Annotated in this window: 11 protein-coding genes; all 11 read left to right on the top strand. The window is 54.1% G+C overall.

The annotated features are described in order from the left end of the window. A partial coding sequence (locus tag HY768_07405; protein ID MBI4727035.1) for a GAF domain-containing protein occupies nt 1-2,126 on the top strand: 2,126 nt, incomplete at its 5' end. A gap of 157 nt (nt 2,127-2,283) precedes the next feature. Next, on the top strand, nt 2,284-2,658 hold the full coding sequence (locus HY768_07400; GenBank protein MBI4727034.1) for a response regulator: 375 nt from the start codon (nt 2,284-2,286) through the stop codon (nt 2,656-2,658). Then, entirely contained in the window at nt 2,659-3,993 is a 1,335-nt protein-coding gene (locus HY768_07395) for a PAS domain-containing sensor histidine kinase (GenBank protein MBI4727033.1), read from the top strand. It begins immediately after the preceding gene. A gap of 577 nt (nt 3,994-4,570) precedes the next feature. After that, nucleotides 4,571-5,107: an NUDIX hydrolase gene (locus tag HY768_07390; protein ID MBI4727032.1), complete on the top strand. Its 537-nt coding sequence runs from the start codon at nt 4,571-4,573 to the stop codon at nt 5,105-5,107. Beyond that, nucleotides 5,104-5,745, top strand: coding sequence for an MBL fold metallo-hydrolase (locus HY768_07385; protein ID MBI4727031.1), 642 nt, complete (start codon nt 5,104-5,106; stop codon nt 5,743-5,745). Before HY768_07390 ends, HY768_07385 begins: the two co-directional genes overlap by 4 nt. Nucleotides 5,746-5,797: 52 nt before the next feature. Beyond that, complete coding sequence (locus tag HY768_07380; protein ID MBI4727030.1) at nt 5,798-7,009, top strand: phosphoglycerate kinase; 1,212 nt, start codon at nt 5,798-5,800, stop codon at nt 7,007-7,009. A 138-nt stretch (nt 7,010-7,147) separates the two neighbouring features. Beyond that, nucleotides 7,148-7,885 carry an outer membrane beta-barrel protein gene (locus HY768_07375; GenBank protein MBI4727029.1) on the top strand — a complete coding sequence of 246 codons (738 nt, stop codon included), beginning with the start codon at nt 7,148-7,150 and terminating at the stop codon, nt 7,883-7,885. Between the two features lie 639 nt (nt 7,886-8,524). Next, nucleotides 8,525-8,761, top strand: a complete 237-nt coding sequence (locus HY768_07370) for a TRAM domain-containing protein (protein MBI4727028.1) — start codon at nt 8,525-8,527, stop codon at nt 8,759-8,761. A gap of 103 nt (nt 8,762-8,864) precedes the next feature. Further along, nucleotides 8,865-9,290 carry a hypothetical protein gene (locus tag HY768_07365; protein MBI4727027.1) on the top strand — a complete coding sequence of 142 codons (426 nt, stop codon included), beginning with the start codon at nt 8,865-8,867 and terminating at the stop codon, nt 9,288-9,290. Between the two features lie 132 nt (nt 9,291-9,422). Beyond that, nucleotides 9,423-10,706, top strand: coding sequence for an asparagine synthetase B (locus HY768_07360; GenBank protein MBI4727026.1), 1,284 nt, complete (start codon nt 9,423-9,425; stop codon nt 10,704-10,706). A gap of 76 nt (nt 10,707-10,782) precedes the next feature. Then, entirely contained in the window at nt 10,783-11,856 is a 1,074-nt protein-coding gene (gene hflX, locus HY768_07355; protein ID MBI4727025.1) for a GTPase HflX, read from the top strand. Nucleotides 11,857-12,316: the final 460 nt, after the last annotated feature.

Raw genomic sequence — 12,316 nt, 5'->3', positions numbered from 1 at the left:
TTTTTCTGGGAGCCTTGCTGGTCTTTGCCGACCAGTCCGATGAGGCGGCGGACCAGTTTAAAAAAGTGAGGGATCTCCTGGCCGCCACGCAGGATGAAAAGGCGGTGGCCGAGTTCCTGCTTTTAACCTTAAAAAAGAGCCTGGGATTTGAAAAGGGAATGCTGGCGGCGCTGAAGCGCAGCGGCAGATACAGAGTTCTGGCCGGACTGGGCCTGGAGGACGAAGCCCTAAGGGAAGAATTCCTGCTCCAGAGCGCGATGCTGGACGCCTGCTTTAAAGAAGGCCGGCCGATGACGGTTTCCGGAAACTCCGAAAATCTTCAGCAGTCTTTGGGGAGCAGACTGCTGAAGCTAGCCGGAACCAAATCCGGTTCGTTTTTAATCGTCCCGCTGCTGCGGGCCCAGCAGCCCCTGGGATTTCTGCTGCTCCACAAATCCGGCCCGGCCTTCGGCCCCGGGCACTTGACCGTGCTTTCCGGGCTGTCCGAGATCTTTGTGAAAATCCTGGACGAGGCCCGGGCCGCCCAGAAATTTAAAAGCGAGAACCAGATAAGGAACAAGCTTTACGAGATCGGGTTCGCCGCCGGTTCGGTGCTGCAGCTGGGAAGCCTTTTAAGCCTGATGATCCGGACCATCGCCAAGGAGCTTAAGGCCGAGGAGGTCAGTCTGTATTTCTTTGACGAGATCTCGGGGCAGTGGGCCGGGAAGTCGATGACCGCCCCCGACGACGGCCAGGGCTTTCTGGCTCTGATCAAAAGTTCCGGGGTCAAGCTGGAGCACATCCGGCTGATGGAGATGAAGGATGTCACCGCCCAGGTGGTGGCCCGGGGCCAGCCGGAGATCATCGGCGACCTGTCCCGCGATTCCCGGTTCCTTCAGCCTCTGTCCCGGACCCCTTTCAAATCGGGATTATGGCACCCCCTGAAGATCAAGGACAAAGCCATCGGGGCGCTGATGGCTTTAAGCCGGAAGCCCGGATATTTCGACGGCATGGACCAGGCCCTGATGGAGGAGATAACCCCGCTGATCACCTTCGCCCTGCGCAGCGCCATGCTCTACGAGGAGATCCGCCGGGAGGGCGGCAGGCTGGGATCCATCATCAACTCCATGCCCGAAGGCCTGCTGATGGTGGACAAGGATTTTAAGGTGATAATCAGCAACGAAAGCTACGAAAAACTTTGGAGCCTGGGGATCAGGATAAAGCCGGGGATGGAATTCCACAAAGCCATTCTGCCGTCCCTGGGAGAGCAGCTCAGGGATCAAAAGCCCTTGCTGGAATTCCTGCAGCAATGCGCCGGAGCCTCGGCCCAACGCAACAATTCGGTGGATCTGGAACTCAACAACTGCCTCTTCCTGAAGATCACCTCCTTCCCGGTGGACGACGCCGAGGGCCCCGGCAACGGGCTGGTGCTGCTGCATCAGGATGTAACGGTGGAACACCAGATCGCCGAGACCCGGCAGGAATTTGTAGGGATGCTGTCCCACGACATGCGCAACCCGCTGTCGGCCATCATTGCCACCCTGGAGCTTTCCTTAGACGGCAGCCTGGGCGGCCTCAACGACAACCAGCGCCAGTTTTTGGGCAGCGCCATGAACGACAGCCGCCGGATGCTGGAGATGCTCAATGATCTGCTGGACGGCTACAAATACGAAGCGGTGGAGCTTAAACTGGAAAAGGCCCAGTTTGATATCACCCAGCTGATTTCCAAATCAGTCTCGGATTATTCCGCCCTGGCCAAGGAGCGTCAAATCGAATTGTACCAGGAGACGCCCTTAAGCCTGACGGTGACGGCCGATGAGAGTAGGCTTTCCCGGGTCATCTCCAACCTTCTTTCCAACGCCCTGAAATTCACCCCCAAGGAGGGCCGGGTAACAGTTTCGGCCGCTGACAAAAAGCAGAACATCCAGGTCTCGGTCCAGGACACCGGCGAAGGCATCGCCCCCGAGGAGTTGGAGAAGGTGTTCCAGAAATATTACCAAGTGGAAAAGCGGAAGCTGGGTCGCAAGACCGGGACCGGCCTGGGCCTGCCCCTCTGCCGTAAATTAGTGGAGGCCCATGGCGGCAAGATCTGGGTGGAAAGCCAGCCGGGCAAGGGCAGCAAGTTCATCTTCACGCTGCCCAAATGAATCAGGCCGGAAGTTTTCAGAAATAATTTAGCCCGAAACAAATGAGCCACCGAAACACACTAAGCAATGGCATAACAATCGTATCACAATGGTTATACAATTGCTGTTTTTGGTGTGTTTGGGTGGAAATGAACCATATATAAAGAGGTGTGATCATATGCCCAAGAAAATCATGGTGATTGATGACGAGCCCTACATAGCCCGGGTCATCAAATTCAAGCTGGAGCAGGAGGGCTACACCGTGTTCTCGGCCAATGACGGCCTGACCGGGCTGGAGAAGATCAAGCAGGAAAAGCCGGACCTGGTGCTTTTGGACGTGATGATGCCGGGGCTGACCGGGTACGAGGTCTGCCAAAAGATCAAGGCCGACCCCCAGCTGGCCAACATTCCGGTAGTCATTTTAACCGCCAAGGGCCAGGAGCGCGACCGGGAAGAGGGTTTAAGCGTGGGAGCTAGCGATTACATCACCAAGCCTTTTTCGCCCAACCGCCTGTTGGAGTTGGTGCGCAATATGGTGGGAGAGAACGCTTAGATGCTTTCCTGGCTGTGGTTTTTAGCCATACCCTTTTTGGCCGGAATATTTCTGGCCTCCCAGACGCTGGCGCTGAAGATCGCCGGCGGAGGCGGGATGCTGCTGCTCTTCGGCTGGGGGGCCTGGCTCTATTTTAACTTGTCCCGCCAGAAGTCCAGGACCGAGCGGGTCCTGGACGACCTGGCCCAGTCCAAAGACGAAGCCGGACGCCAGAAGTCCCAGAGCCAGGAGCTGGCCCGCCAGAGGGAGAAGCTGGAGGAGTCCCGGAAAGAGCTGGAGTGCCAGCTGCAGGAGTTGAAAAGCGCCTGGGACAGCCTACCGGCAGGAATGATGCTGATCAGCAAGCCCGAAGGCAAAGTGCTCTCCATAAATTCCGAAGCCGAACGGATCAGCGGCTACCGGGCCATCGAGATCGTGGGGCGCAACTGGGAGCAAGCCCTGATTGCTCCGCAAAATCCGGCCCAGGAAAATTCCCGAATCCAGGCCATAAAGGACAAGGACCTGGCCGAACTAGATCAGGATAAAATAATCTTAAAGGACGGAACCGAACTGGAGGTCTATTCCCGGATTTGGAATCTGCCCGGCGGCCGGCGGACCGGCTGGATGTTCTATCCCAAAAACCAGGCCATGGACTACAACCGGTTGCGGGAAGAGTTCATCACCAACATCTCTCACGAGCTGCGGACGCCGTTGACGGTGATCAAGGGCTATGCCGAAATTCTTTACGAAGACGCCAAAGCCAGCGGGAACGAACAGGCCGACCTGATGAAGGTGATAGTGGACGAAGGCGACCGGCTGGCCGGGCTGCTGGATTCCATCATCAATTTTCGGCAGGCCAGTTCCGGGATGCTGGGCCTGCGCCAGGAAAAGGTGGACATCATCGCCCTGCTGAATGCGGTGATCCACGACCTGGAGCCCAAGGCCTCCAAAAAATCCGTCAAGATTCTGAAAAAGCTTCCGGTCACTCTGGCGCCCTCTCGCGGAGATTTTAACGCGCTGCGTTTTGCCTTCAGCAATATCCTGGATAATGCGGTGAAATTCAACACCCCGGGCGGCGGCATTACCGTGGAGACCGGGGGCTGGAGGCTGGAGGACGGGATGTGGAAGATGCAGGTCCACATCAGCGATACCGGAACCGGGATTGCCCCCGAGGTGCTGCCCCACATCTTTGAAAAGTTTTACCGCACCGACCAGGAGGTGCACACCATCCAGGGGACCGGGATTGGTCTTTCTTTGACCAAGGAGATCCTAGAGACTCACGGCGGAAACATCGCGGTGGAAAGCACGGTGGGCAAGGGGACCAAGTTCACGGTCAGCCTGCCGATGTCGGAGTAGACAAAAGCTTGAGATGTGTCACCCCTATAAGGTACTGTATTGTTATATATTGTTGATCAACGTAGGGCTGGGGTGGCAAACGATAAGCCGAACTTGTTCGGATAAGAAGCCACCGAGCTCTGCTCGGTGGTAGTTCGCTTACCCCCAGGCCGAGCTGAACAACATCCTGCAGGAAGCGGTGAATTACGTCCAGAAGGCAGCTCATCCTCTATTTTGACAATCTGAACGATAAGCACCTGGTGATCAACCTGTACATGAAGGGCAGCCAGCTGGCCGGCTGGAAGGATTCCAACCTTAGAGCTTATCCTCAAATAACAATTTGGGCATAAACGGCTGCAAAACCGCCATACTGCGTCACGCTCATTCACCGTATCGCTGTGGATACGCTTCACTCGCGTTCCTGGTCTGGCATGGTTTGACAGGCTTACCACATGCCTTTTCGCTCGTTTATGCTGACCCAAAGCTTATTTAATTTTAGATAGTATACCACAAAATTCATATAAAGTGAACAGTATTGGATTTAAGGGTTTGTAGATTATTTAGTTAGGTGGAATTAGAAATTAGGAATTCGGATTTGATGGACAAGTGGAAGATAACTAAAAGGCGGCAGGTCTACAAGAACCCCTGGATCGCAGTCCGGGAGGACTCGGTCAAGCGCCCCGACGGGTCAGCCGGAAGATACGGGGTGGTGGAGGTCGGCGATGCGGTCAGCATCGTGGCCCTGCAAAATGATGGCCTCTGCCTGGTCCAGCAATACAGGCACTCCTGGGGCAAGCGGGTCTGGGAGGTGCCCTGCGGAGGGCTTCACAAGGGGGAAAGCGCCTTAAAAGCCGCCCAAAGAGAACTGTCGGAGGAGGCGGGGATAAAAGCTAAAAAATGGAAGCGGCTGGGCATCATCGAATCGAACGATCCAGTGGTCAACCGTTTCCATCTTTTTTTGGCCCGGGACCTGTCCTTTGCCAGTCCCCGCCGCGACCGCTCCGAAGCCGGCATGGAAAACAGGATGTGGGGTTTACCCGATTATAAGCAAGCCCTGTTAAAAGGGGCAATCAGAGACGATATGACCATCGCCTGCGTCTGCAAGGCGCTGATGGCCGGCGGGGTCAAACTATGAAACCGGACATCTATCAAACCGTGGTGGCCAAGGGGCTGGTGGAGACCAACTGCTATATCGCGGCCTGTCCCGAAACTCAAGAGACGGCGGTGATAGACCCCGGGGCCTTCAGCCAGAAGGAGGTCCAGACCATTTTGGACATCATCAAACAGCATGATCTTTCGGTGAAATATATAATCAACACCCACGGACACATTGACCATATCGCCGGAAACCGGGCCCTGCTGAAAGAAACCGGGGCCAAGCTCTGTATCCATGCCCATGATTCCGAGATGCTGGCCTCGGCCCGGCACAACGGCTCGGAAATGTTCGGAATGAGCCTGGTCTCGCCTCCGCCCGACCGGCTGCTGACCGACGGCGACGTGATAATGCTGGGCCGGTTGGAAATTAAGGTGTTGCACACCCCGGGACACACCCCGGGCGGCATCTGCCTGCTGTTCGACGGGACGCTTTTTTCCGGCGATACCCTGTTCGCGGGCTCGGTGGGCCGCACCGACCTGCCGGGCGGCAGCGAAACGGAGATAATAAGGTCCATCAAAGAGAGACTCATGGCACTGCCGAATGCCACCTCTGTCAGGCCGGGTCACGGGCCCAGGACCACCATCGGGAAAGAGCGGGAAGAGAATCCCTTTCTGTGAAAATTTAAGATATCAAATTTAAAATTTCAAATTGCCACAAGGGAGGATCAGCATGAAGAAACTCAGTATCCGCGATCTGGATTTAAAGGGCCGGCGGGCGCTGGTCCGGGTGGACTTCAACGTCCCTCAGGACAAGAAGACCGGAGCCATCAAGGACGATTCCCGGATCGCCGGGGCTTTGCCCACCATTGGCTATCTGATGGATCACGGAGCTAAAGTTATTTTGATGTCCCACCTGGGCCGGCCCGAAGGTCAGGTCAATATGCAGTTCACGCTACAACCCATAGCCGAAAAATTGTCGGAACTGCTGAAAAAGCCGGTCAAGTTCGCTCCGGACTGCAGCGGCCCCGAGCCGCTGAAAATGTCGCAGGAACTGGAGGAGGGCGAGGTCCTTTTGCTGGAGAACCTGCGCTTCCATGCCGGGGAAGAGAAGAACGATCCGGCTTTTGCCAAGCAACTGTCCCAACTGGGCGATCTCTACGTCAACGACGCCTTCGGGGCGGCCCACCGGGCCCATGCCTCTACCGAAGGGATCACCAAGCACTTCAAACAAAATGCCGCCGGGTTCCTGATGGAAAATGAGATCGATTGCCTGTCGGCCGCTATGGAAAAGCCCGAACATCCCTTTGTGGCCATCCTGGGCGGAGCCAAGGTCTCCGACAAGATCGCGGTGATCGAGAACCTGATCCCCAAGGCCGACGCCATCCTGATCGGCGGGGCCATGGCTTATACTTTTTTAAAGGCCCAAGGCCATAGCGTCGGCGAGTCGCTGGTTGAAAACGATAAATTGGAGATGGCCAGAGAGATACTGAAAAAATCCCAAAAAATAAAGTTCCTTCTGCCTTCGGACCACATCGCGGCCGAGAAGAAAGAAGGAGAGCCAGACAAGAAGGGCAAGCCGACTTTCACTTTTGTCAATCCTAAAGAGGGCGCAGAAATTCCAAAAGGCCTGGCCGGGGTGGACATCGGCTCCAAGACCATTGCCGAATACAACAAGGTCATTGCCGGGGCCAAGACCATTGTCTGGAACGGGCCGATGGGCATATTCGAAACTCCCGAATACGCCAAGGGGACATTCGCCATCGCCAAGGCGGTGGCGGCCTCCGGGGCCAAGTCCATCGTCGGCGGGGGGGACTCGGCCTCGGCCGTGCACCTCGCCGGGGTGGCCGGCAGGATCAGCCATATCTCTACCGGAGGCGGGGCCTCGTTGGAATTCTTGGAAGGGAAGATCCTGCCCGGCCTGGCGGCCCTGACGGACAAATGAAGAGGATCTGACCCTCTTGCCAGCAGGTAAAAAATGTTTTAAAAACATCATTTTTTTATTGACAAGCCGCAATATAATGTGTTACTCTTAACTCAATTATCAGATAAACTTTTAACCTTAACGGAGGTACCAACCAACATGAAGAAAACCCTGCTCATCCTTGCGGTCCTGGCCATCGCTGCCTCAGCCTACGCGATTGACGCATCCAAGGGAACCGAACAAGGCGACAAGGCGCTGTTGTTCAATGCGGCCTTTGTGAACGCCGGCCTGTACAATGGCGGTTTCGGTCTGAAGTACTATCTTTCCCCCGGCCTGGCCCTGCGCCCGGTCGTTACCTTCGGCCTTACCAGCGAAACCACCAAGCAGGATCCCGATTCCAGCGGTCTGGCCAATAACCGGAAGCATACTACTTACGATGATGCCAAAGCGAGCACCAACAGCTTCGGCCTGGAACTGGCCATCGAAAAAACCTTGGTGTCTAATGGCGCAGTCAACATCAATGCCGGCATCGGCGGCGGCTTTGGCATAAGCTCTTACTCCAGCGACTCGGGCTACAGGAATACTTATACCAACAACGGTGTGGCGATCGACTATACGGAAATATACACAACGAAGACCGAGCGCAGCACTACCAGTTTCGGCGGGGGAATTCTTCTGGGTGCGGAGTGGTTCATCACCGAAGCCATCAGCCTGGGCGCCGAATACCAGTTGAGCGTAAGCATGTCCAGCGAGGGCAAGGACGAGAGCATCTCGACATATTCAGAGACAACAGGGGGTGTTGTTACATCTGTTACTACCACAACCAATAATCCTCTGACCAGCACCATGGATTTCGGTTTCCAGACCATCGGCCTGACGCTGGGAATCAGGTTCTAAAAAGGTTTTTGGGAGTATCAGATAAAAGGGCGCCGAATCAAGGCGCCCTTTTATAATTTACCCGGCAGTTTTGGCATCCTTTAAAACAGGGTAAAAAAATTGTTTAAAAATGTAAATTTTTTATGCCGGCGCCGCCCAACTGCTGCAAAGCAATTCCAGCAAGGCTCAAACCGCCCTTGACACCGAAGAATCTTCTTACACCTCGGCTCCTTATTTCTTCGCCTTCGGCCTGGGCTTTAAATTTGGCAAACTGGACATGGACGCGAAGCTCAACAACAACGCGCCGTATTCACTGGGCTATTTGATGAGCGGCATCAACAACGGAGGTTCCGGCAACACCGGTACCCAGCCCATCACCTCCATCGGCATGACCTACGCTTTCTAATTCCTGACTTCTCGTGTAAAAACGGCAGGCTGAAAAGCTTGCCGTTTTCTTTATTGATCCAAATTTTAAATACCCTGCCCGCTTGCGGCGGGGTTACCGAATCCGAATGACGAATAAAGAGGAGTTCGGGCAGACGCTGGGGATGGTCAAAAGCATCAGGTTTGACGCGGTCTTCACCTATAAGTACTCCAGGCGCCCGGGAACAAAGGCGGCTGACTTACCCGGAGAGGTCCCTGAAGATGAGAAGGTTGGACATGTTGATCAAAACACAGCAGGCAATAACCATTGAATCCAACCGGGCCGATATCGGCAAAACATTCACTGTCCTGGTGGAGAAGGAAAGCAAGCGGTCCCACGGCCAGTTCATGGGCCGGAACGAAGGAAACAAGACCGTGGCGGTGAATTCAAGCAGGGAGTTTAAGCCCGGCCAGCTGGTTAAAGTAAAGATAGAAAAGACCACCCAGGCCACGCTGGTGGGCGAGACGGTTTGAGAAAGATGAAAATTTAGCTTGACAAAATCCCGGGGGAGGCGTATAATATCGCACATATAGTTCATTATAAGGTTTCGTAATAATTTAAGTGAAAGGAGCCAAAATGAAAACGAAAACCCTGCTTGTGTTTTTGATCTTTGTGGCCATATTGGCCGGCTGCAGCAAGAACGATGCTCCAACAGAATCAACGACCGTTCCTAAGACAACATTCAGTTATTTTCAGTACTCTTGCAGTGACAAGTCAAGCGTTAAAGCCGACAGTTTTGCCATATTTGTTCAGGCGAACGATGTAATAATATGGCATTATAATTTAGTTGCCTCATGCTGTGATACTATAAGAGGTGAATTCAAACAGTCTGCCGAGACCTTAAAGGTGTATGAAAAATATGACGGGATAGTATGTTATTGCTTGTGTTCATTCATCTTGAGTTATAAGATAGGTGATTTAAAATCGGGCAGTTACTTTTTGAAGATATTCAAAGAAACGGATTCTCTATTGTTAAAAGACACAACAATAGTTATACCCTGAGAAAAATAAAAAAGGAACCAAAAAAAAGGGGCGATAAATCGCCCCTTTTTTATTCAAAAAACTTGACAAATCAACGATTTAGCCTTAAACTAATATGTTATGCCATCAAGCCTTGTAAAAATAAGTAAACATCTGATATTTTCCGCTGTTTTCTGCTTGTCCCTTGCTTCCCCGGCTTGCAGCGGGGGAATTCTGATTCCCATGGACCTGAACCAGTCCGACCACCTCAAGGCCTATGGCGTGGTTTACCGCTGCCTGCAGCAGGGGATCAAGGTCCAGTGGCTTTTGAACTACCGGGGCGGTTCATTTCTCACCGATGAAAATCAGATGGTGGGCCAGCTCTGCAACCTGCGGGGGGTAAGCTTCTCCGTCATTTCCGATGGAGACATCCAGTCCCTTTACGGGCAGATGGAAGCGGCCAATATGGAGCGGATCGAATTGGAAAAAGCTCCTAAACTGGCAGTCTATGTCCCGCCCACCTATGATCCCTGGGATGACGCGGTGCGGTTAGTTCTGGATTACGCCGAGGTGCCCTATGCCACGCTGTGGGACGAGGAGGTGCTGGCCGGGGCCTTGTCGCAATACGACTGGCTGCACTTGCATCACGAAGATTTTACCGGGCAGTACGGCAAGTTCTACCTGAACTACCAGAACACCGACTGGTACCGCAACGATGTGCGGGTCAACACCAGGACGGCCCAAAAGCTGGGTTATAAGAAGGTCAGCAAGCTGAAACTGGCAGTGGGGCAGGAAATAAGAAAATACCTGTTCCAGGGCGGCTTTTTGTTTGCCATGTGCTCGGCTCCGTCCACCCTGGACATTACCCTGGCGGCGGCCGCCACCGACATCGTGCCCCAGGAATTTGACGGGGATCCGGTTGATCCCGGCTATGCCGCCAAGCTGGATTTCAGCCAGACCCTGGCCTTCCGGGATTTCAGCCTGATGGTCAACCCGTATGTTTACGAGCATTCCGACATTGACGTCAACAACCAGCCCGGCGGACCTCAAATCTCATCTGAGCCGGAAAACAGCCCGGCGGCCAGGGGGGCCGGCAGTTATTTTTCCCTGTTCGATTTTTCGGCCAAGTATGACCCCGTCTCCTGCATGCTGGTGCAAAACCACGTGGCCCTGGTGCGCGAATTCCTTGGCCAGGACACGGGTTTCAGAAGATCAAAGATCAAACCGGGGATCGTGGTCCTGGCCGAAGTGGCAGGAAGCGACGAAGTAAAATATTTGCATGGCATTTACGGCCAGGGAAGCTTCGCTTACTATGGCGGACACGACCCCGAGGACTACCAGCATCTGGTGGGCGATCCGGCCACCGACTTAAGGCTCTACCGCAATTCCCCCGGCTACCGGCTGATCCTGAACAACATCCTTTTCCCGGCGGCCAAGAAGAAGCAGCTGAAAACCTGAAGCTGTCTGTCCCATCAATAGGGCCGGGTTAAAAAGGTTTGGCAATAAAACAACGAACAATTTCAAGTTCATAACCATGTCCGAAAAAGCCATCTTAGTCAGCCTGGTGACGGGCCGGGTAAATCCCTACGAGGCCGAAGAATCCCTGGAGGAGCTGTGCCGGCTGGCCAGCACCGCCGGGGCCCAAGTCATAGACATCGTGGTTCAACGGCGGCACCGCCCGGACCCTGCATTTTTCGTAGGCAAGGGCAAGGTGGAAGAGATCGCCCGGGGAGTGATAGACAGCGGGGCTACGGTGGTGATCTTTGACCACGGGCTTTCGCCCAGCCAGGCCTTCAAGATCAAGGAAGCGGCGGGCTGCCGGGTGATAGACCGCTCGGAGCTGATCATGGATATCTTCGCTTTGCATGCCCGCACCGCCGAGGCTAAGATCCAGGTGGAGATGGCCCAGCTGCAGTACCGGTTCTCGCGTCTGGTGGGCGCCGGCCTGCAGATGTCCGATCCCGGCGGCGGCATCGGCACCAGGGGTCCGGGCGAGAAGCAGTTGGAGCTGGACCGACGGAAGATCAAGAACCGGATTTCCGCCCTGAAGAAGGAGCTGAAAAAAGTGGAGGTCCAGCGGCAGACCCAGCGCAAATCCCGCAGCCGGATGTTCAAAGTAGCCCTGGTGGGCTACACCAACGCCGGCAAGTCCACTTTGATGAACCTGCTTTCCAAGGCCGGGGTCAAAGTGGAGGACCGCCTTTTTGCCACCCTGGACGCCACCACCCGGCAGGTGGTGCTGGCCTCGGGCCATAAATTCCTCTTGACAGACACCGTGGGTTTCATCCGCCGGTTGCCCCACCAGTTAGTGGCTTCGTTCAAGGCCACCCTGGAAGAGGTGGCCGAGGCCGACCTGATGCTGCATCTGGTCGACACCCCACACCGGGCCCGACAGGAGGAGATGGATGCGGTCCATGCCGTGCTGAAAGAATTGAAGATAGACCGGCCGGAGATCCTGGTCTTCAACAAGATCGACAAATTAGACGGAAAAACTTTGAACGAACTTAAATGGAGCAATCCCCGGGCGCTGTTCATCTCGGCGCTGGAAGGCAAGGGGCGCAAAGAGATGGAGCAGGCGATAGCGGAGCAGATGATGGGGAACTCATAACTGTTTAACGTTTAGAGTTTACTGTTTACGGGGAGTTACTACTCAGAGCGGATACCCTTCACCGGCCTAAATATCGGTCATATTCAGGGCAAGCTCTGTGGCGAGTGACTTGTACTGAGCTTGCCGAAGTAAGCCGAACCAATAGTAGACTTTTTTCTACCAAAATACCCGAAATACGCAAATAATATTGGATTGATAGAATCGGGAATGTCCACTAATATATGCTCCGAGTAATAGCTTAAGCTAGCGCAAGTTTCCTAGTTACGAAATGCAAGAAAGCCTAACTTCATATTTCTAAAGGCGTTACGTATTATTAAATGTATTATATAACTTAGTAAGCTCGTTATTCTATAACGACAGTCAATCCCTGTCCTTGAGAAGCCTTGATATTACTGCATAAATATAATATATTGCTACTTATAAAATAATACTTGACAAATATTCGGCCATAGTGTATTAT

It is taken from the genome of candidate division TA06 bacterium, from assembly GCA_016208585.1.
GTDB lineage: Bacteria > Edwardsbacteria > AC1 > AC1 > EtOH8 > UBA5202.
Note: the sequence above shows the minus strand (reverse complement) of the source record. Positions and strands in the feature narration are given on the sequence as shown.

Coding starts and splice junctions, on each gene's coding strand:
- HY768_07400 (MBI4727034.1), top strand. CDS start 2,284: ATGCCCAAGAAAATCATGGTGATTGATGACGAGCCCTACATAGCCCGG.
- HY768_07395 (MBI4727033.1), top strand. CDS start 2,659: ATGCTTTCCTGGCTGTGGTTTTTAGCCATACCCTTTTTGGCCGGAATA.
- HY768_07390 (MBI4727032.1), top strand. CDS start 4,571: ATGGACAAGTGGAAGATAACTAAAAGGCGGCAGGTCTACAAGAACCCC.
- HY768_07385 (MBI4727031.1), top strand. CDS start 5,104: ATGAAACCGGACATCTATCAAACCGTGGTGGCCAAGGGGCTGGTGGAG.
- HY768_07380 (MBI4727030.1), top strand. CDS start 5,798: ATGAAGAAACTCAGTATCCGCGATCTGGATTTAAAGGGCCGGCGGGCG.
- HY768_07375 (MBI4727029.1), top strand. CDS start 7,148: ATGAAGAAAACCCTGCTCATCCTTGCGGTCCTGGCCATCGCTGCCTCA.
- HY768_07370 (MBI4727028.1), top strand. CDS start 8,525: ATGTTGATCAAAACACAGCAGGCAATAACCATTGAATCCAACCGGGCC.
- HY768_07365 (MBI4727027.1), top strand. CDS start 8,865: ATGAAAACGAAAACCCTGCTTGTGTTTTTGATCTTTGTGGCCATATTG.
- hflX (MBI4727025.1), top strand. CDS start 10,783: ATGTCCGAAAAAGCCATCTTAGTCAGCCTGGTGACGGGCCGGGTAAAT.